16 protein-coding genes are annotated in these 20,394 nt (G+C 53.6%); 8 read left to right on the top strand and 8 right to left on the bottom strand.

The features are described 5' to 3' along the window. Window positions 1-17 precede the first annotated feature (17 nt). The gene (locus Pan97_RS03245; protein WP_144970702.1) at window positions 18-965 is read right to left on the bottom strand and encodes an SGNH/GDSL hydrolase family protein; all 948 of its coding nucleotides are present in this window, start codon (window positions 963-965) and stop codon (window positions 18-20) included. Between the two features lie 258 nt (window positions 966-1,223). Here Pan97_RS03245 and Pan97_RS03240 point away from each other — a divergent pair, with 258 nt between their 5' ends. Beyond that, a complete protein-coding gene (locus Pan97_RS03240) occupies window positions 1,224-3,140 on the top strand; it encodes a fructose-bisphosphatase class III (protein ID WP_206668918.1) in 1,917 nt (638 codons plus the stop codon). A gap of 18 nt (window positions 3,141-3,158) precedes the next feature. Here Pan97_RS03240 and Pan97_RS03235 read toward each other — a convergent pair whose 3' ends face one another. The 7 genes from Pan97_RS03235 to Pan97_RS03205 form a co-directional block, all read right to left on the bottom strand. Next, on the bottom strand, window positions 3,159-4,745 hold the full coding sequence (locus Pan97_RS03235) for a hybrid sensor histidine kinase/response regulator (protein ID WP_144970698.1): 1,587 nt from the start codon (window positions 4,743-4,745) through the stop codon (window positions 3,159-3,161). A gap of 12 nt (window positions 4,746-4,757) precedes the next feature. After that, window positions 4,758-5,144 carry a response regulator gene (locus Pan97_RS03230; RefSeq protein ID WP_144970697.1) on the bottom strand — a complete coding sequence of 129 codons (387 nt, stop codon included), beginning with the start codon at window positions 5,142-5,144 and terminating at the stop codon, window positions 4,758-4,760. Window positions 5,145-5,146: 2 nt separating this feature from the next. Continuing rightward, window positions 5,147-7,426, bottom strand: a complete 2,280-nt coding sequence (locus Pan97_RS03225) for an ATP-binding protein (protein WP_144970695.1) — start codon at window positions 7,424-7,426, stop codon at window positions 5,147-5,149. Further along, on the bottom strand, window positions 7,423-8,043 hold the full coding sequence (locus Pan97_RS03220; protein ID WP_144970693.1) for a biliverdin-producing heme oxygenase: 621 nt from the start codon (window positions 8,041-8,043) through the stop codon (window positions 7,423-7,425). The genes Pan97_RS03225 and Pan97_RS03220 overlap by 4 nt, the downstream gene beginning before the upstream one ends. 201 nt (window positions 8,044-8,244) lie before the next feature. Next, complete coding sequence (locus Pan97_RS03215) at window positions 8,245-10,737, bottom strand: DUF1588 domain-containing protein (protein WP_144970691.1); 2,493 nt, start codon at window positions 10,735-10,737, stop codon at window positions 8,245-8,247. Next, window positions 10,734-12,053 (bottom strand): DUF1552 domain-containing protein, encoded by a 1,320-nt coding sequence (locus tag Pan97_RS03210; RefSeq protein WP_144970689.1) that lies wholly within the window; start codon window positions 12,051-12,053, stop codon window positions 10,734-10,736. The genes Pan97_RS03215 and Pan97_RS03210 overlap by 4 nt, the downstream gene beginning before the upstream one ends. Before the next feature lie 282 nt (window positions 12,054-12,335). Next, window positions 12,336-14,138 (bottom strand): hypothetical protein, encoded by a 1,803-nt coding sequence (locus Pan97_RS03205; protein ID WP_144970687.1) that lies wholly within the window; start codon window positions 14,136-14,138, stop codon window positions 12,336-12,338. A 398-nt stretch (window positions 14,139-14,536) separates the two neighbouring features. Here Pan97_RS03205 and Pan97_RS03200 point away from each other — a divergent pair, with 398 nt between their 5' ends. The 7 genes from Pan97_RS03200 to Pan97_RS03170 are packed head-to-tail and all read left to right on the top strand — an operon-like array spanning window position 14,537 to window position 20,382. Beyond that, a complete protein-coding gene (locus Pan97_RS03200) occupies window positions 14,537-15,631 on the top strand; it encodes a GtrA family protein (RefSeq protein WP_144970685.1) in 1,095 nt (364 codons plus the stop codon). 58 nt (window positions 15,632-15,689) lie between these two features. Next, window positions 15,690-16,349 carry an L-ribulose-5-phosphate 4-epimerase gene (locus Pan97_RS03195; protein ID WP_144970683.1) on the top strand — a complete coding sequence of 220 codons (660 nt, stop codon included), beginning with the start codon at window positions 15,690-15,692 and terminating at the stop codon, window positions 16,347-16,349. Between the two features lie 3 nt (window positions 16,350-16,352). Continuing rightward, entirely contained in the window at window positions 16,353-16,982 is a 630-nt protein-coding gene (locus Pan97_RS03190; RefSeq protein ID WP_144970681.1) for a 2'-5' RNA ligase family protein, read from the top strand. 5 nt (window positions 16,983-16,987) lie between these two features. Further along, entirely contained in the window at window positions 16,988-18,538 is a 1,551-nt protein-coding gene (locus tag Pan97_RS03185; protein ID WP_144970679.1) for a histidine phosphatase family protein, read from the top strand. Between the two features lie 2 nt (window positions 18,539-18,540). Beyond that, entirely contained in the window at window positions 18,541-19,323 is a 783-nt protein-coding gene (locus Pan97_RS03180; protein ID WP_144970677.1) for an NTP transferase domain-containing protein, read from the top strand. Continuing rightward, a complete protein-coding gene (locus Pan97_RS03175; protein ID WP_165698587.1) occupies window positions 19,289-19,783 on the top strand; it encodes a GtrA family protein in 495 nt (164 codons plus the stop codon). The genes Pan97_RS03180 and Pan97_RS03175 overlap by 35 nt, the downstream gene beginning before the upstream one ends. An 11-nt stretch (window positions 19,784-19,794) precedes the next feature. Next, window positions 19,795-20,382 (top strand): phosphatidylinositol-specific phospholipase C/glycerophosphodiester phosphodiesterase family protein, encoded by a 588-nt coding sequence (locus Pan97_RS03170; RefSeq protein ID WP_144970673.1) that lies wholly within the window; start codon window positions 19,795-19,797, stop codon window positions 20,380-20,382. The last annotated feature ends 12 nt before the right edge of the window (window positions 20,383-20,394 follow it).

Below are 20,394 nucleotides of genomic sequence, written 5' to 3'. Positions count from 1 at the left end.
GCGATTCGGTGACGGAACTATTCCTTCCGTCGCATTTGATTGATCGTGGCCTTCATTTTGGCTGCCACTTCCTCCGTATCTCCCAGAGGCTGCGACGGCACGGTCTTCTCGCGAGAATAGCCAATGTGTTTCATCCAGTTAGCAGAACGATACTTGCGCAACTTGTCGATCTGCTGATAAAGCGGATCGGCCTGAATCGTAGCGAGGGACTCCTTGGGGACAGGGACGTTCAAGCCAGCCAATATCGCTTGTGCCATGAATAGATGCCCCTCGCCTCCGGGATGGACACGATCTTTTGAAAAAACCTCGGTTCGAGCATCGCGTGCTTTACGCATGGCGGAATGTAAATCAATGACGTGGACGGCTGGTTCATCGAGAGACATTTCCCACGCCGCGTATCTGGTCATCACTGAGTCATAATTGAATTCACCAGGCCGAGTGATCGTATCGTAGATGGGAGGAGTAACGAGGAATATCTGCTCAACGCCCGCCGCCTGGCACTGCTCGATGAGTTTCTTTACACCGTTCTGAAATGCCGAGAAACGATCAGGATCAAGTGGCTGATAGATTCCGTCGTTGATTCCGTAGCACGCAAACACCACTTCAGGCTTCGCTCGCTCCAAGAGCCTCCCCAGACGTTCAAACAAACATGGTCGGGGAAAGGCACCCCCTGCGTGATTGTCTTCGCTAAGCCCCGACAAGGTCTCGCTTGCAAGACCGAGGCCATAAACGTCAAAGTTTTGCTCGGGGTACAGTTTCTCGAGATAATAATCGATGAAGCTGATGTATCCCCCTGCCTGCGTAATGCTGTCTCCCAGAAACACCACGCGTTTGCCTGCGAGATCTTTCCCGGTGATACCGTCGGGAGAACTGCCTTCAGGCTGCTGAGTATTCGGTTCCGCGGCAGAGGTCTCTGCCGTGATGAAAAGCATCAAAACAACCGCGATCATCTTCATGGAATTCATGGTGGGCCTTTGAGTGGGTTTACCTGTTTAGACACCATTGTAAACCACAGTCCCATGTGATTTCGACAGTTTGCACCACTGCGGCAATATTCGTAAACTAGTTCCAGCCTTTTATTTCGGCTGAACGTGACCAAGTGTGCCAGGTCTGCCGCAACCCTTCCGGCGGTGCGGTCTTCGCGTTTCCAACGTTTCGACGCAAGTTCTACCGTGCAAACCACATCTCATTCGTTTAAGCGTCCTAAGGCAGATCTCTCCATCTTGGAATTGCTCGCATTGCAGTTCCCCAACGCCGACGCGGCCATCGCTGAGGCCGCTCGCCTGGCCGCCGTGCAGACTTTGCCCAAGGGGGTCGTGCATGTGATCAGCGACATCCACGGCGAAGACAAGAAGCTGCAGCACGTCATCAATAATGCTTCGGGAACGCTTCGCCCATTGGTCGAAGAAATGTTCGCGGACTCGATGACCGCAACCGAGTTGGAAGAGTTTCTCAAGCTGACCTTCTATCCGGCAGAAGTAACCCAACGTGTCGGAGAGACGTTAACTCAGCCGGAAAGCATTCGGGCCTACGCATTGCAGATGCTAATGCCCCAACTTGAACTGCTGCGATATCTCGTCTCGAACTTCAGTCTTCGCCTGGCAACCAATCTCTTCCCGGCAGAATACCGAGAACTTCTGCTCGAGATGATGCATGCACCTTCCACGGAACGAGGACCGGAATTCATCGGAGCAATCCTCGATGAACTGGTACGGCGTGGTAAAGCTTTGCACTTAGTCCATCTCTTGGGGCGACTGATTCGTAACCTGGCAGTGGACGAGTTGATCATCGCTGGCGATCTGTGGGACCGGGGCCCGCGTGGCGACAAAGTTATGGACTATCTCCAGTTGCAACCCAATGTCGAGTTCATTTGGGGTAATCACGACGTGCTGTGGCTGGCGGCCTCCCTCGGACACGAAACTGCAATCTGCACGGTACTTCGCGTTTCACTACGGTATCGACGCATTGGCCAATTGGACGAAGGCTACGGGGTCCCGCTGACGCCCCTGGAACATCTCGCGCGTACCGTCTATGCCGATGACCCTTCCGAGTTCTTCATGCCTAAAGGACACGGCATGCGTCCCAATGAAGTCGTCGCCAGGATGCAGAAGGCTGCGGCGATTATGCAATTCAAGCTCGAAGGTCAAATGATCGAGCGAAATCCTCACTGGGAACTAGAGCATCGCAGGTTGATGCACCGCATCAACCACCAGGCAGGCACCATTGAAATTGATGGCCAGACATACGCCCTTCGCGACACCAACTTCCCGACAGTCGACCCTGACAATCCTTATCAACTGAGCGAAGAAGAAGCAGCCTGTCTATCACGCTTGAAGCATTCGTTTCTCAATAGCCAGAAACTGCGGGAGCAGATGCGTTTTATGGTCGGTCACGGATCGATGTACCTGAAACGAGACGATTGCTTAATCTTTCATGGCTGCGTGCCGGTCGATGCTGACGGTAGCTTTCTGCCGGTTACCATCGATCAGAAGTCCGTCTCTGGACGCGCCATGTTTGAGGAAATCGAAACGGTCGTCCGTCGTGCGTTTGTCCATTCGGAACAGGCTGATCTTGATTTCCTGTGGTACCTCTGGAGCGGTCCGAGATCTCCCTTGTTCGGCAAGGACCGCATCGCGACCTTGGAACGTGACTTCATCGCGGATAAGAAGCCCCATCACGAGACGAAGAACACCTATTTCTCGTTGATCCACGAATCGGAGTTCTGCGACAAAGTTCTCAAGGAATTTGGCATGGAGGCCGCCAATGGCTTGATCGTCAATGGGCACGTCCCGGTCAAAGTCGAAGCGGGTGAGTCTCCACTGAAGCGAAGTGGTAAGGCGATTACCATCGACGGTGCGTTCTCCGAAGCATACGGAGATTACGGTTACACGCTGGTATTGGAAACGGATCGAATCGTTCTGGCGCAGCATTCTCACTTTGAATCGGTGGAAGCCGCCATTCGAAATGGCGTCGATATCATCCCGCAAGTTCAAAACATTCGCGTCTTCGATTCACCGCGGCGCACCCGTGATACCGAGCGTGGTCAACGAATCGGTTTTCGCATGGAAATGCTCGAGCGATTGATCGAGGCGTATCAAGAGAACCGCTTACACGAGCGTCCCGTCGCTCCGTCGCGCTGATCGCCTACCGAGCGGAAATCACTCGAAGTACCGAATGAAAAGCGAACGAAGTTCTGCGACGTTCACTGGCTTCACCAGTACCTGATCGCATCCGGAAGAGAGGCATCTCTCGACGTCATCACTAAGAGCCGCGGCTGTTAAGGCAATGACGGGGGTGGAAACGTTCTTCGATTTGAGGAACTGGGTCGCCTCATATCCATCCATGATGGGCATCTGCATATCCATGATGATCAAGTCATAGGTGGAATCTTCGGCCTGGCGGGAGAGTACCATATCGCACGCTTGCTTGCCGTCCTCGGCAAAGTCTGGTTGAACGCCTAATCTGGCGAACACCTTTTGAAGCAAGTAACGATTCGCTTCGACATCTTCCGCAATCAAAATCGATCGTTTATTCCACAGATTGGGATCCGCCTCATCCACCGATTTCTGCTCCGATTGAGCGTGTTCCTGGGCTTCCAGGCACTCTGGTGCATCAAGTTCCATGACGAAGGTCGAGCCGTCCGAAGACGTCTCTTGAAGTCGCAGGAAGCCGCCCATTTTCGTCGCCAATTCACGGCTAATCGAAAGGCCCAGTCCAATCCCCATTCGCTTCTTCTCCAAACTCGTCGGTCCTTGGTTAAAGGGAGAGAAGATTCGGCTGACAACTTCCGGAGGAATACCAGGCCCAGTATCGGTTACACGAATCGTTAACCGCTGTTGCGAGTAATCGTAATCCGCTTCACATTTGATCCGACCTTGGTCGGTAAATTTAATGGCGTTGCCGAGTAAATTGATTAATATCTGCCGCAACCGAACCGGATCGACTCGAAGGGGTTTGGGGCAATTCTGAGGCAACTCCCAACGCAGATCCAGTCCGTTCGCCGTCGCGCGGTACTTCACAAGCTCGCAAACGGCTTCAATGAGCCGACGGACGTCGGTCGGCACAGGCTCAACCTCAAGTGTGCCTGCTTCGACCTTCGCGATATCGAGAAGATCATTAATCAATTCCAACAAGTGCTCGCCACTACTGGAGATCATTGCCAACATTTTTTGAGCATCATCCGCGCCGAGATCCTGTTGAAGGATTTCCGCGAAACCAATGATTGCCGTCAATGGCGTCCGCAGTTCATGGCTCAGCGATGTAAGAAACTGTGACTTGGTACGGTTAGCTTGGTCGGCCAACGTCATGGCCTGTTCAGCTCTTCGCTCACTCTCGACGACTTTCAGCAACAGCTTGTGACGCTCGATCGCGTTGCGTGCGATACGCGGGAGAATTTGTTCGGTGATCTGAGACTTACCAAAAAAATCCTGAACGCCGCGTTTAAGAAACGAGGTATCTATGGCACTCGAGTCGATGCTTCCCGTGACAAGCACGATTGGCACGGGAGGGATACTCGATTCTGCCAAAAGAAGTTCTACGAATCGCCGGGCATCCATGTCCGGCAAGCGGTAATCAAGAATCACCAGGTCGACTTCCGACTTAAGAGATTCGATCTTCGCCAGCCCTTCGGTGCCGGTAGCCACTTCAGTAAACCGATAGCGGCTGTTCATGTCCTTCCGAAGCGCAGAAATGACGGCATCACGATCAACATCGGAGTCGTCGATGATAAGAAAATGATACTTCAAAGCAGTCCTGGCCTAGCTCAGTAATTTCGACGCGATTTGGCGAACGGTTAACAAGTATTGATCCGGGTCGGGAGACTTTGTGTAAAAGTCGGATGCGCCGAGCTTCAATGCCATCTCGCGATCATTCGGACTGGAGGAAGTCGTAAGTACGACAACTTGACGAAGCCGTTCGGGGTAAGATTCGGCTAGATGAGTAAGCAACTCGAATCCCTTGCAGCGTGTCAGATTGAGATCCAGGAAGATCAGTTGCGGGACAAACTCTTCGATAATCCTTCTACCCTCGGTGCAACATTTGGCTCGAACGATTTCCGCTTCGGGATGCGCCAAACGAATGGCCATTGTTCCCACTTCGTAATCCAGATCACTATCCTCAACAAAGCACACAATTGCTTGGGACATGACTAACCAACCTGTTCGAGAGTAAAAAATATGGTCGAACCTAGCCCTGGCTCGGACTCAATCCATATCTTGCCACCATGACGCGTGACAATTTTCTGGCAGATCGTCAAACCGGCACCTGATCCACCACCATATTCTTCCGGCAAATGGAGGCGGCGAAACACCTGAAAGACTTCTTTCAAATTGTCGGCAGCAATTCCTATGCCATTATCCCGAACGTAAAGAACCGCGTGATTCTCGTGGCCTGAGCCTCGGTCTTGCCAAACACCTATTCTCAAATGCTTTAGGTTGTTTTGGTTATACTTGATTCCATTCGCTATTAAGTTGGTAAAAAGCTCACGGATACAAAGATAGTCGGCCCACAGGATCGCATCACCATCGATCACGACCTCGATTCCACTCGGAGTCGGTCGACCAACAACCATTTCCAAAGCTTCGTCAACCACTTCTTTGAGGTCGACTCTCTCGTATTCGAGATTGCCCTGACCTGCTCGAGAAAGCCTGAGTAATCCTTGGATCAATTCGTCCATCCGGGAAGCAAGCTTCGACAACGTCGCCAACCGCCCCTCGGTTGCCTCATTCAACTCGACACCTAACTCGCGTCGCAGCAGAAACGCAGTCTGCTTGATCCCTCGCAATGGCTCACGTAGATCGTGCGATGCGGCGTAGGCAAACGAATCGAGATCAGCATTGATGCTCGCAAGCTCTTCGTTCAAACGAACCAACTCGGCGGCACGTAAGCTGAGAAGTTCCACCAAGCCACTGCGAAGCTCTTCCGCCATTTCACGGTCGACCAGCGTCCAGCGTTTCGACTGACGGTGAACGGTCGTTTTCCACTGCTCAAACGACTTTCGCGGTGAAAGCCTGAATCCATCCTCAGACGGAACTGCGGACTTGTCGGGATTGCCGGCCCAGGTCACTTCGCTGACAAATTCATCCCGGAAGAACAGAAGCCATTTGACCTCGGGAGCGGAAAGCGGTACCGCGAGGCATCCACAGACGCTGCTCTCTTGTTCCAATGGATAACCAGGAATACTGTCCGCAAGGCAATGGGTATCCCAGATGCCAGTTCCTTCCCCTTGAGTCGATTCGAGATTCCGAACAATCGCTTGAACCGTTCCCGTACGAGGAGTTGAGCCAAGCAGCTGAACGGTTCGCTCTGAGACGACCGCTAATCCATTCGAATCGACGATCTGCCGCAACTCACTCCAGATGGCATCGAGCGACCGCCAAACGCCTGTATTTTGCGTGATCAGATCAAGCACGTTGTGAAAGTTCCGACGTCGACGACTACGTTCGTGATTCACTTCCGACTGCTCACGCGCCGACAGATAGTTCCCAATAACAAGCCCCATGATCTCGCATGCGGCGCGTTCTTCCAGGCGAAGCGGCTTTGCCGTGTAGTGATGGCACGCAATCAATCCCCAAAGTCGATTATCGATAACAATCGAGATCGACATCGAGGCCTGGACACCCATGTTCTGCAGGTACTCTAGATGCACTGGCGAGACCGCTCGAAAACAGCTGAGGCTCAAATCGAGTGGTCTCTTCGCGTCTGCGTGACAGCCAGGAAGAATCGGTACCGCTTCCGCGTTGACATCACCGATAGAACGAACCGTGTTGAGAACGTAGAGCCGACGTGCCTGTTCTGGAATGTCGGTTGCCGGATAATGTAGCCCCAGGAACGATCCTTTTCCTTCGACGACCGACTCGCCGATGACTTCACCATGGTTGTCGTCGGCAAACCGGTAAAGCATGACTCGATCGAAGCCACTAATGTCTCGCATCTCCTCAGCGATCACCTGATAGAGTTGTTTTAGATCGTTGCTTTGCTGCAGTCGCTGATTCGCCCGGGTGAGTTGAAGCGGCAAACTCAATTCCCCAAGGTTCGCAGTTAAATCCCCATCAGCCGCGGATCGCTCGAGCTCAACGATCAGCGTTCCCTGGTACACATGGGCCGCCGCCGAGAAGAGGCCTATGGAGTTTCCCACACGAGGTCGAAGCTTGATAGGACGCACGACATTCCGCAAGCCGGTGGCAACCATCTGCAATAACTTGCACGACGCTTCATCGAAGAGTTTTGAAACAGTCGTTCCAATCTCTGGGATGGTCTTGAACCACTGATCGGCATTCTGCGAAACGTGCTTCAATGACAAGCCCGCTAACTCGAACGCTAGCAGGGCACCATGCGGCTGTACAGCACCAGCCAGGTGAATCGGCTCGCGATCACAATTCGTGAGATCGACTTCAGGCTTTTTGCTCGGTGACTCAGGATTTGTCATTTCTTGCAACTTAGTTGACCACCATAGATTTGGAACATCTTTCGGGCGGCACTAACGGCTGTTGCGATTTCGATTTCCGTGCTGAGCACACGATCTAGCCAGAGCTTGGTTTCCTGCCAACGACGAGCGGTATCTTTGCCGTAGGCACGAAGAAACTTCACCGGAGCATCGGCTGGAGAATCAAAATTGGAGCAGGCAAGGTCGCAAAGAAACAGGCTTCCCATCGTTGACCCTTCCAGCACGTAAAGAATTCCAGCCGCATCCGCCGAGTCCTTCACCCAGTCGTACAGTTCATCTGCCGTCGCCTGATTGCCCAAGGACTCGATCTGCTTTGTTCCACCGTGTGCGGCGAACAGCTCGCGCAGGTCCGATTGTGCCCATGCGGCGGTGCGGCGAGTGTTGAACCAGTGCTCTGACTGACCGAAGTATTGCTCGACAATCCGATCTGCGGGAGAAAGGAAGTAACACACCGTGGCCAAGAACTGTTCGTATGCCCTAAGACCTTCGAGCCTTGCACGCCAGTCGATTGACTCTTCGACAAGTCGATGGAGGTCGTCTGTCCCCAATTTGAGCGCAGTACTAGCGACCGAGTTGTTGTTTTCGGCAAGTGGAGACATAGAAAACGGGAGGTTTCGTGAGACCCGAGCAAGAGAAAGAAATCGAGTATCGAAACGTGCCCAAAGCACGCCCTACTTCCTACAGGCCAATTCAATCCGTAAAGAATTGCGCAGCCGCAGAAGCAAATCCCCCGAGAAAACACATCATAGCGCTAAATTGTTTTTCGTCAACTGGCTGAGACAACAATTCGCCATTCTATCCTAATTGCTGTGGCTCGCATCGAGATCAATATCGCTGCGGTAAAGAAACGCGTCCGAAGTGAGCAGCGACGTCAACATTGCTTTCATGCTCCCCCCGTTTTCCTTGTAGGCGCGATAGGCATCCTGAAGTACAGGCCGGTCGTTCAGGGTCTCGTTGCGCCCCATCCAAAACCGGAAGGCATGGCGGACGAAGACCTGTTCGGCACGTTCGCTATCGGCGATTTTCTTGATCATCTCGATCGCATCGGCAACCTTACCGTCTAGCTCAGGATCGCCGGAATCGATGATCTCGCCTGAGGTATCGACCGGCTTCTCAAGCTCTGTCTTGCGAAAGAGTCCGGCATGGTTATACATTTCAAATGGCAACCCGAGCGGGTCCATCTTTTGATGGCACGTCCAGCAATACGACTCTTGGGTTACTCTCATCCTCTCACGTAGTGTGTTGTGAGGCTCATCCGGCAGCATCGCATCGACCGTGATGGGCACATCTGGAATTCCGCCACCCAGCAGCCGTTCGTAAACCCATCGGCCACGGCGAATGGCATGATTGTCCATGGCATCCGAATGCGACACGAGCCAGCTAGGGTGCGTCAAAATGCCAAGTCGTTGCCCTTCTGTCACGGTGGCGAGGATACGCTCTGGCTTCATCGATCCTGCGCCAAAGCTTCGTCGGCCCACCCGGGCGTAAATTTTCTCGCCTGAAAGCTGCGCCTCGGCAACCTTGTGATTCACGTCATCCCGCTTGTTAATCAGTGACTTGGGAGGCTCTTTTCCAGGATTGGCTTCCCGCCAGGCTTCGATTTCGGCGTCGTGCCTCTTCTTTGCTTCGGCAATCGACTTGGCTGTTTCCTGCCGGCTGAGTCTCTCTCCGAAAAACGTGTTATCACTCTTGGTAGCAATCACCTTATCCGTGGTCAACAATTGCTTCAGGACATCCTTGTCTTCTTCCAAAATCAATTCGACCAGGCGATCGGTACTTGCCGTCGCATCGAACATGGAAAGATAGTACCCCTGCCCCCCAGCTACTCCGGTGTCGGCCAGGGCTTTGGTGTCTTTACAGATATAGCCACCCAGGTCGTAGTCGAAGTAGTCACGAAAGAACTGCAAAATGCGGGGCTTCCGGATGCTGTCGTCGGCCAAAATCCGCTCGACTTCACGCTTCACGTCGGCTCGGGTACGCATCCGACCTTCGACAATTGCCTTGCACAGCGGTTCATCTGGTGGGATATAGCTGAACGCATGATTGACGGCTAAACCTAGCTCCCAATCTCTGAGCATCACGCGGCCGTATTGGTCTGGCTCGCTACCCGCGGCAAGTTCGGTCCGAAACAATGCGTCGCGATCGAGAAAGATTGACGATAGTCCAAGGACGGCTCCATCTTCCTTCCCAAGTTTGCCGATCGATTGTTGAACGATCTCCAGATAAGCATCCGACTCCTGTGGCGTGGGAGGACGAAAGGTGAGTGCCTCGAAAAGATAATCGACGGCCGCTCGCACGCTTACTTCGTCGGCCCCCTCGTTTTTCATCAGATCATAGACCGGCGTCAGGGGACGCACGATCTTGGTGTTGTACACCAGCGAAGTAGGCAGGCCGCGAAGGTCCCCCTGCATCTTATCTCGAATGGAATTCGGATCGTCAGTGATTTGGTACGGCTCGGCGATACTCAGCGGGCCGTAAGCCATGTAGCGTATGACGTCTTCGGCGATGCTGATGATCTGGGTGGCTTCGGCGCTGTTTACCGTAGAAAAGTGAGGGTAGTTCTTTAGCCCGTGATCTCGCGACGAGGAAAGCACGGCTGGAACGCTCTTGACCGCCGTGGCGTAGGCAACCGTACCACCTTGCCACTTGATGATGCGATCGACACCGAAGTAAAGCTTCAATTCTCCACCGTGGTTGGTGGGTACCGCGTCCCCATGCGTTCGCAGACCAGGCTTAGCCGGATCAAACTTGGGCTCACTGTTGATTAATTCGTTTAGCCGCGTGATGTGCTCTTGAGGCGTCACTCGCCAGATGCGAGCTGGCGACGAAGTAGGACGCAGTTGAATGTCATTCGGCAAAGGGCCAAATAGCAGATCATGATCAACAAAGTTACCCTTTTCTGGGTCGAGGTGTGCCTGGAAGCCTCCCTTATCCTTCAAGACGCGAGCAAGCTCCTGGACGATCCAGTCCGAGAGTTGAAGACGCTCGACAACTTCCAACTGGAGCATGTCCTTGGGAGGCATCTGCTTCAAGGTGACCTGTGCCCAAACCGAAGTCCAGGCGTCAGCGTTCACAGCATCGACAGCACCTAGATCATATAGCGAAAAATTGCCTTCGTTTGCCTCGGGATCTTTCTCTCCGTGACAGTCCCCACAGTACGTGGCCAGAAGCGGCTTGACAAAGCCGCGAAAGTCTTTTTCAATGCGTTGACCAGGCGTATAAGTCTCGGCGCTAGCTACCGCAAACAGGCCGCACCAAAGAAGCGCGGCACCAGCGTAAGCGAACTTGCTCATGCCAGCAGTTCCTTGAGCGGGCCGTTACCGGAATCAAACTTCTTGGCCAGCTTTCCATCCATGTTGAAGCGATCACACGTAACGCCTGCTGCTCGCAGTAGCGTGGTATAGAGCGCGTTGATGGGACGATTACCGTCTATCTGGGTGAAGCAACCGGTCTTGAACGCACCGTCAAAATTGCCCAGCAACATGACCGGCCAGTTATCACCGCGGGTGTGCTGACTGTCGGCATTGTTGCTGGTGTAGACGATCAACGTATTGTCCATCATGGTGCCACTGCCTTCGGGCACGCTTTCCAACGACTCGACGATTTTCACCAACATCCGACTGTTATACTGGCGGATCTTGATCCAAATCGGATTGTCAGGCTGCTTCATGTGCCCGAGGTTATGCCCTTGCTGCTCAATCCCCAGTCCCTTCCAAGCGCCGAAGATTTCCCCCCGGCCAGAACCGATCGTCAACGTGTTCGTGATGCCTGAGGTGAGCGCCGAGATTCCCAGGTCCAACAAGACGTCATGCCAATCGGTTTCGAATTCGGGATTGGTATAGCGCTCGTCAACCTCAGGCGCGAACTTCTTCAGATGGTCGGAAACCGTGTCGAGACGTTCGCGCAGGCCGTTGATATCCTGGAATCCGTTGACGAACTGCTGGTAACGCTGACCGTCGACCGTGGGAAGCGACTCGCCCTTTGCGGCGGCCAGGCCTTCGATCTGGTTGAAAACGTTCGAGCGGGCCTCGTGCTGAAGTCGGATATCGCCGGTCGCGATACTGCCATACAGCATCTGATACAGGTGATTGGGATTCGAGTGCATGAAGATCGGTTGACCGGCACCACTTGCAGAGAGAGTGGCCAACGTCGGCTTGGTCGTCATGTTTTCGATCGAGTCCATGCCAATGCATAAATGCGGCAGAAGCGTCTGCGGCAAGGCCTTGCTCAACTCGTAGTCAATCGTCGCGGCGCTCGGCGGAACGCCGTCCCCCCCGCGGTAGCCGCCCAACGCGCCAAAAAACGCACTATGCGAAGGGCTGGTATGCACGCCATGCAGACCATTGATAATGTGCAGGCGATCCTTGTATGCCTCTAGCGGACGAATCGGCTCCGGCAATTCTGCATTGGCCAACGAACCACTGTTGTGGATTCCTTTGGGAATACAGGTTGCCGGGTCGAAGCCCTGATTCTGCATGAAGAAGATGATACGCTTCGGCGTGGTGTTTTCTGGCGTCGATGCAACCAGACGCTGGGCCGTCAGAGGAAGCCCCAGTGCGGCGCCGGCACCAGTCGCGACTGCTTGCAGCATGGTTCTACGAGTAAGCATGAACGATCCTTCCGCGTATCAAGGAGGTCAATTGCCTGTTTATTTGCTTTAAGCCCAGAGAGATACGATAGGACTCTTTCTGGTTTAGGTCCGCAGGGAGTTGCTGCGACACAAATAAGGGACGTGGTGGGAATGTTTGCAAGATGGAAGCAGGTGGGTGTTACGCTTTTTAGTATATCGGCACGTGATCACGAAGACTACGGAATTCACCGGATCCATTCAATTTTTTTGGTCGCGGAGTTGCCCCTTCTTCACCTCCCTAACCCCCATAATTACCGCGTTTCACGGAATTGAAACGAAGATATCCAAGTGCCCTTCTGGACTTTGATTTAGTGCCGAATCTTTCCCTTGCCGCATCATGATGTGCAACGTGAAATCACCAGACGAACGGGGCAGCAAAAGAGGTGCTTGTCGCTGGAAAGATTCTCCAGGACCAACGTCAAACGGGATCTCGATCGGCGGCATCCACTGGACCGCCCCCGACCGATCGCTCCAAGCGTAGGCCAGATGGATGGCGTTTTTTCGCGTTCGCGGCCAGGATGATTCCCCTTCATTCGTGACAGTTATCGGAAGAACAACATAGGCCTGGGGGAACCGCAACCCCCCTAATTCAAGTTGGTAGTCGTCTCGCTTTTCGGCAATCAGGCTCCTCAATTCGCCCTGATCCAACTGAATCGAACAGGCGAGGTCTTCGACGGGCGGCTGATCATCGGCACTTAGTGGCTGCAAGATTTGATAGTCGGGAATTGGCATCAACCGAACCTCACCCAGAACTTCCCGCAGGCACTGCGTGTAGAACAGCACAGCCGCTACCAACATCACCATAAGAACTCTGGCAACCCCCTTGGTCGTCCATGGCAAAGCGATCACCATGAATGCCAGAACGGTCCCCATTGCCTTCGAGTAACCACTCAGATCAACCCAAACGGTCTGAGACATCATCGACAGGACAACGAAATAGGGAAGCAGGATCAGCGATAAAGATGATGCTCTGCGGATGTTCCACAGCACGAAGAATCCCAGGAGTAAAACGGCAAAGTAAAAGGGACGCGTCAAGAGGCTGGGCGAAGCGATGGATGATCGAAAGAACGCCACGAATGGAAGATCGAGAATTACCCCACCCGCTGACTCGGAACCTGATTGCCCGAAGTAGGCCCTTAGGTATACCTGCCAGCCGATAAACAGGGCACATGGAATCATGACGACGGCAAGTTGCCAGAGGGGTGTTCGATAGGCCCAATAATTCCAGGCGTTTGGCTTGCCGTCGAAGATGGTATGACTCGCTTTGACGTCAGGCTGAGTCATTAATTGGCTTGATAGACGTTCCAACCCTATTCTGCGGAAGACCAAAATGACCCATCCGCCATCTTCCGTGGCCCCTTTCCAGGGAACCAGCCCAGCAAACGATGCCGCGGCAATGGTCCCGGCGATCGCGAAGTAGGGCTCTCGCGTCAAGCACATCATCGAAGCGGCCACGGCATACGTCAGCGTCATTCCACGAAGGAGTGCCAACATCGCCAAAATGAAAAAGGCATCGGCCAGCGGATCTGGCTGACCGTGCAGCAGACAAATCGGGATGCCCACATTGGCTGCCCAGCCGAGACACCATAACGGCGAATAGTGATGAGCGACGAGCCATGCGGCCAACGCCCCCATGGCGATCCCCACAAACGGCAACGAAGCAAAGAGAAACGTATGGGGCGAAACATAATCGCTTCCCATCAGTTCGCTCATCAGCCGCGCGACGATCGGCAGACCAATCCGTTGATATCGATAAGGAGGCGCGTCAATGTGGGTGTAAGCATCTGGATGGGGAAGAAGGTAGTTTGCCTGCAAGTAATAGAACTGCCCGTCCCAGCCAATCTCTTGATTAGGAAAGTACCCTTCTTCCATCAAGCGATCCGGAACACCGAAATGGTATCCGGGAAGAATCATTCCCCCCCACTGACCACAGTATTTGTTGTAGGCAGCAATGGTGAGGACTGCGTATGCCAGCAGCGTTCCAAGCACTGCCGTAATCAGAAACACGACCAAGAGACGGCGCGTTGATACGGGCTTTGATTCGAGAGTCGAATCAGCCATCATGGCATCTCTCTTCCCTGCGATGGTCATACCGTGATAGCAGTGACATCACTCGCCCCAAATGCCTCGTCCCAGGATGCTTGACTTACCATTTCACTTGTTACGAGCGTCAGGATACCTTGACAGCAGAATTCCACCAAGATGAATCCGTAATTCAGGCAGGCCTGGAAGAATAGCAAGGCCTTGAAGGACGCGAATCGTCGTCAATGTAAGCCAGTCAAACAAGTACGAACCGGTGAGGATGCGGGCGTAGTCTCTCTTGCATTTGATTCCTGTTGCACGACCAAGCGGCTTCTGATATTTACGCTCCACCCTCAAGTGCTAACCCCCTGACTTGAGGCTGCCATTTTCCGAGAAAATGGCTTGGACCGGATCGTTCTCTTCGATCGAGCAAGTTGGCTATGGGATCTCCAATCAACGTTCTCAATTGGCTTCGTCGTCAAACGATTCTTTCGCACTGGTATCGATTTCGATACCTGATTGGGTTCATCCTAATTGGGATGGCATCCATCTGCCTGGAACTGGTTTTGATGAATACGATCATGCCGGAGAGTTGGCCGCGGCTTGGCCGAGCCTCGGCGGCGCTCGTGTTCGGCATCGTTTTTGGCTATGTCCTCAACGCGAAGCTCAACTTTCAGGTCGCCCCCAAGTATTTGCTGAGCACGTTCACCAAGTATTCGGTCGTATCGGTGCTGTCATTTGGGCTCAATATGACCGTCATTTCGTTTATCGAGGCCTCGACGGATACGCTTTACTGGGAGCTACGATTGGCCACGGCCGCAGCCCTGTTTTCTTTCGCCTACACGCTGCATCGCTATTTCACGTTCGATCAGGCGCGCAACCTGGGGGTTGCCGTGTACGCGGCTTCCGATGAAGACGTAGGGGCGATTTTTGAATCGGTTGGTGACAGCTGCGATCATATCCACGTCGACCTGGTCGATGAAACCATGGGGGATAACCCGGCACCAGTCAATGTTTTCAAACTTCAGGAAGCTCGCAAGTATTGGCCCCACCGACAAGTGGCGCTGCACCTGATGACACGCCAGCCATCGCGGTGGCTGGATCGCGTATGGAACGAAGTAGATTGGGTTCTCTTGCATCTGGAAATCGAAGAAGACCTGAACAAATTGATCTTCCAGTGCCGCCAACATGGTAAGAAAGTGGGTATCGTCTGGCGAGTCGGAAATGATCCGGCCGATTTATTGCCCTTCTTAAATCACGTCGATTTCATTATGGTTTTGGGAATTGCCAAGCCAGGGCAATCAGGTCAAAAGATTTGCCAGGAAGCAATCGACCTCGTTGCCGCTTTGAACACAATGCGCACCAAATACAACTTCGAGTTAATGTTTGATGGAGGAGTGAACTCTTCGACCATCTCGCAAATCGAAGCGAAATATGTCGTATCCGCATCGGCCATTCTGCGTGCAGAGAACCCGATTTTAGCTGTCGACGAAATCCGACGACGCGTTCAATACCCTACCAAAGTGGCGGCTTAGCGTGGTTTAACAATCGGTTTTTAGGCCTCGCCCCGATTCATTGCAAAGGATTGCCAAAATGAATCTTACAAAACTTCGGGAAGAAGTTTGTTACGCCAACAAGATGCTTCCCCAAACCGGTCTCGTGACGATGCATTCGGGCAATGCTAGCGGTCTCGATCGTGAGTCAGGAAGTTTGGTGATCAAGCCCTCCGGGATCGACTACGATACGCTGAAACCAGAAATGCTGGTTGAAGTCGACCTGGAAAGTGGTGAAGTCGTTTCCGGTGATCTTCGTCCCAGCGTCGACCTCCCTCATCACCTGGCGCTCTATCGCAATATGCCAGAGGTGAACGGCATCATTCACACGCATAGCAACTATGCCAGTTCGTTCGCTGCCGTTCATTCGAGCATCCCCTTGTGCTTGACGGCGATCGCGGATGAATTTGGGGGCGAGATCCCTTGTGCTCCATTTGCCGATTGCGACGATCACTCGATCGGAAACGCCATCCTCAAACACCGAGGTAAAGCGCCAGCAATCCTGTTAGCCAATCATGGCGTCTTTGCCTGGGGCCCCAGCCCGAAAGCGGCTCTCAAAGCAGCCGTGATGACCGAAGACGTCGCCAAGACGGTCTTCCTGGCCAAGCAACTGGGCGAAGTGAAGATCCTCTCCTTCGAGGCCGCAGCAAAGTACCACGATCGTTATCAAAATCGCTACGGGCAAAAGAAGGCCGCCTAAGAGATGACCTCGATTGTCACCGATTTCATCTCGGTTGATCCTTCGCCAGAATTCAGCCGAACGATCAATGCGTACAAACAGACGGTGCGCGATCTGGTAGGCAACCAGATCTTTCTGAACGAGCCTCCCCATATGACGGCATACCTGGCTCGTTTTGTCGCAGGGACAGACCTTTCCCAATCCGTCGTTAGGCTGGCCGAATCGATTCCGGCCCCCACTCTTCGCACAACCGGCTGGCATGTGTTTGACGCGGATCCCATGACAGGCAACCGTACCTTGGTCGTCAACTTTGACGAACCTTCGCAAAGTCTATTGCGATCCATCCAGGAACAAATCGGATCGTCGCTGCAAGGACTCTACGATCCTGCGGCGACGAAGCAGCGCTATGCCGAAGCATGGCAACATTTCGCACCTGAGCAGCGCAAGGCTGTCGAGACCGTCGGTTTCCCATTTTGGGGTGCTGGCTGGCACCCTCATTTCACGATTGCATCGATCAGTCCATTGGACTGGCCCACGGTTGCTGACAAGTTATTGCCGTCTCCTCCCTCTGGTGAAATTGTCTGCCCAAGCTTGTCGCAATACCGCGTCATCGATGGCGAATCTCATCTTATTTTCTCGTCTGACCTTCGGTGAATCGTATGTCTGAAAACCAAGCAGTCAAACCGCAACTTTACGATCGCGACGCCTCGTTTGATCTGCATGCACTGCCTCCGATGAAACGTGAGATCGTTCATGCCCTGCACTCGGTGGCGGACTCTATCCCATGGGTACTTTCGGCCACACTGACAGGCAGCTTCCTCAACAGCGACGATCTTTCCGGCGTGAGCGATATCGACTACATCGTCATTGTCGATCAACTTCACCGAGAACGCTTTGAAAGCCTGCAGGCCACTTTTCAGAAGCAACTTGAGCCCGTTGTCCAGGCCCACGGTTGGAAGCTTCGCATCAATCCAACGCTTGGGCCACTGAAGTTCAACGACGAACAGACAGCCGTCCTGCACTTAATGCTTTACTCGCGAGAAGCCCACGTAAAGCACGTGATCGAAAGTCCCTTTACCTGTTTCGACTGGCAGCTTTCGCCCGTGAATCACCGGGCATCGATGGCAGACATCTACCCAGCATTTGCCCTCCAACCGCGTCATTTCGTCAGTGCCCGTCGCAGCATTACCGACTACCTGAATGACTATCGAGCCCGCGTCGTTTCTTACCGAGAACTTGTCTGCAATGACGTCTCGTACGAAGAACGCAAGCAGCTCAAGCCGATGACCGTTCGCGACCAACATGAATTCGCGTATCACATCATCCGGTTCCTCATGAAAAACCTGGTCAAGTTGCTGACGCGGTCGAATCGTGACCTGCCAAGCGATGAGCTTCAGGCCAACTTCTTCCGCTACTTCCCGGCCGAAGAATCACCCATTCGAGCATTCTTCAGCGAACTGTCGCTTCGAAAACACGGACAACAATTTGATCCGCCGGTTGAAAACCTGGACGAACGCCTGGAGTCGTTCGCGGCAACATTCGAGCAACAATTTCGTTCAACCTTTCACTCCCATGCGACTCGGCACGTTGTCTTTCGTCACGCTCCGACACCTCAGAACTATGCCGAGGATGGCTCGGTTCGATTCTTGGGACGCAGCAATCCTGAAATTCTTCCGCCCGATTCGGCGGCTATCAGTAGCCTGAGCGACGCCATTTCGTCCCTGGATGCCCCTCTCTTCTTCTCTTCTCCCCAGACTCGGTGCCGGCAATCACTGGCATCGATTGATCCTTCGGTCGTGTTTGAAACCGACGATCGTTTGCAGGAAATCAACTACGGGGCCTGCGAAGGCATGACTGTTCAAGCGGCGCGTAATTCTCACCCTGCTTTGTTTCAGGCATGGCAACAAGGACACGACCCTCGCTTTCCAGGAGGGGAATGCACCGAGGACGTCTTTCAGCGTGGCTTGAAGGCGATGACGGATATCTGGGATAAAAGTCCAACCGATACCGTTACCTGCACGCACAATGTGGTCTTGCGCTGCCTGGTGGGCAATGCGTTGGGCGTACCGCGCTCGCAGTGCTATCGCCTGAAGATTCCTCACTTGGCTCCGATCACCTTCATCCGTACACCAGAGCACGGCGTCTACCTCGATCTAACCCCCGAGGTCGAGCGTCAGATCTTCCAATCCTTTTCCGACTCCATGAGATAATCATGAATATCATTGTCCCCATGGCAGGTGCCGGATCACGGTTTTCCTCCGCTGGTTACACGCTACCGAAACCGTTGATTCCGGTAGACGGACTTCCCATGGTGGTTCGCGCCATTGGTGACCTGCCGTCGGCGGAACGAATCATTTTTTTGGTGCATCGCGATCACGTGGCCGAGCATCAGATCGACCAGGTACTACGCAGCCATTTCTCCGATTGTGAGATCGTTGTCGTCCCTGGCCTGACCGAGGGACAGGCCTGTACGGTTCGACTGGCAGCGGAGGCCTTCTCCGAGGATACGGACGTTCTTGTCGCGGCGTGCGACAACACCCACGTGTACGACGAAGAGGTTTTCATCGAGAAAGCGACGTCTGGGCAATGGGACGGTCTGATCTGGACGTATCGTGGTGACAATCGAGTCTTGCCCAAACCGACTAGCTACGGCTGGGTAGCAACCGATCAAGAGGATCAACAAGTCACCCATGTCTCTTGCAAGAAGCCGATCTCGGAACACTTATTGAGTGACCACGTCGTGAGTGGGTTCTTCTGGTTTCAATCGGCCTATCAACTCTTCGATGCCATCGATGCCTTGGTCGCTTCGGACGAGCGGATCAACAACGAGTTCTATCTGGACGTCGTCCCCAATAGGATGATTTCCACAGGCAACCGCTTTGACACCTTTGAAGTCGAAAAATACATCGGCTGGGGAACCCCGGAAGAGTTGCGGGATTACCAGCGCTGGGAGAAATACTTTGCCCAACAACAGCAACGAAAACTCGCCGCCTAAGGTATCGCGTCAGATACTCCGCTTTCTCGTGATTGGCGGAAGCTCGGTCGCGATCGACGGAATCTGCTACGCGCTGATCACCACGTGGTCCGGTATTTCCCCTGACGTCGCCAAGGGAATCTCGTACGTTTGCGGAATGCTATTTGGCTTCTGGGGTAACAAAGTGTGGACTTTCGAGTCGACGAAGCGATCGGTCAGCGAACCGATTTTCTACGTTCTTATCTACGCCTGCACGCTTGGCTTGAACGTGGGAATCAACCGTGCCGTGCTTCTGCTGGCTGGAGATGAATTCCGCTTGTTGGGCTTCTTCCTGGCAACCGGAACGACCACGGTCGCCAACTTTGTAGGCATGAAGTTCCTGGCATTTCGTGAACAGTTGCCCGCAGACTCCACCACGTCGGCTCCTTCTAGCGAACCTCCAGAAGTCGCAATTCCTGTTTCCGACCGCCGAGCAGCCTAGCGAGAACTTCCATGCTATACATCGCTCATCGTATCAACACACGCCAGCAGTTGGCCGATGTACCAACCGAATACGGGGTCGAACTCGATTTGCGAGATCATGGCGACGACCTGATTCTCCAGCATGATCCTTTCCAAGGGGGCGAGCGATTTGAGGATTACCTGGCCGACTACCGTCACGGACTGATGATCCTGAACATCAAGAGCGAACGCATCGAGCATCGCGTGCTGGAAATGATTCAAGGGACGGTCGACGACTACTTTTTTCTCGACAGCAGCTACCCCATGATCCGCACTCTCTGCCGACAGGGAGAAAGCAAGATTGCGGTTCGCTTCTCCGAGTATGAACCGATCGAGTCCGCCATGGCCTTGGCAGGCGACGTCCAGTGGGCCTGGATCGATTGCTTCACCAAGATGCCGTTGACCGACGAAACGTACGACCAACTCAAGGCTCATTTCAAGCTGTGCATCGTTTCACCAGAACTTCAAGGAAGAAGCGTCGAAACGATCGCCGACTATGCCCAAGCCCTCTCTCCCTATTCGGTCGACGCCATTTGCACCAAGCGGCCGGATCTCTGGCAAGCGGCTTTGTCTTCCTGATGGCTGCGTTGA

It is taken from the genome of Bremerella volcania (genome assembly GCF_007748115.1).
Taxonomy (GTDB): domain Bacteria; phylum Planctomycetota; class Planctomycetia; order Pirellulales; family Pirellulaceae; genus Bremerella; species Bremerella volcania.
This window is presented reverse-complemented; position numbering and strand designations above follow the sequence as displayed.

Excerpts from the sequence above, each read along its gene's own strand:
- Pan97_RS03230 (WP_144970697.1), bottom strand. The coding sequence starts at position 5,144 with ATGTCCCAAGCAATTGTGTGCTTTGTTGAGGATAGTGATCTGGATTAC.
- Pan97_RS03190 (WP_144970681.1), top strand. The coding sequence starts at position 16,353 with ATGACCTCGATTGTCACCGATTTCATCTCGGTTGATCCTTCGCCAGAA.
- Pan97_RS03205 (WP_144970687.1), bottom strand. The coding sequence starts at position 14,138 with ATGATGGCTGATTCGACTCTCGAATCAAAGCCCGTATCAACGCGCCGT.
- Pan97_RS03185 (WP_144970679.1), top strand. The coding sequence starts at position 16,988 with ATGTCTGAAAACCAAGCAGTCAAACCGCAACTTTACGATCGCGACGCC.
- Pan97_RS03195 (WP_144970683.1), top strand. The coding sequence starts at position 15,690 with ATGAATCTTACAAAACTTCGGGAAGAAGTTTGTTACGCCAACAAGATG.
- Pan97_RS03210 (WP_144970689.1), bottom strand. The coding sequence starts at position 12,053 with ATGCTTACTCGTAGAACCATGCTGCAAGCAGTCGCGACTGGTGCCGGC.
- Pan97_RS03245 (WP_144970702.1), bottom strand. The coding sequence starts at position 965 with ATGAATTCCATGAAGATGATCGCGGTTGTTTTGATGCTTTTCATCACG.
- Pan97_RS03170 (WP_144970673.1), top strand. The coding sequence starts at position 19,795 with ATGCTATACATCGCTCATCGTATCAACACACGCCAGCAGTTGGCCGAT.
- Pan97_RS03225 (WP_144970695.1), bottom strand. The coding sequence starts at position 7,426 with ATGACAAATCCTGAGTCACCGAGCAAAAAGCCTGAAGTCGATCTCACG.
- Pan97_RS03220 (WP_144970693.1), bottom strand. The coding sequence starts at position 8,043 with ATGTCTCCACTTGCCGAAAACAACAACTCGGTCGCTAGTACTGCGCTC.
- Pan97_RS03215 (WP_144970691.1), bottom strand. The coding sequence starts at position 10,737 with ATGAGCAAGTTCGCTTACGCTGGTGCCGCGCTTCTTTGGTGCGGCCTG.
- Pan97_RS03200 (WP_144970685.1), top strand. The coding sequence starts at position 14,537 with ATGGGATCTCCAATCAACGTTCTCAATTGGCTTCGTCGTCAAACGATT.
- Pan97_RS03180 (WP_144970677.1), top strand. The coding sequence starts at position 18,541 with ATGAATATCATTGTCCCCATGGCAGGTGCCGGATCACGGTTTTCCTCC.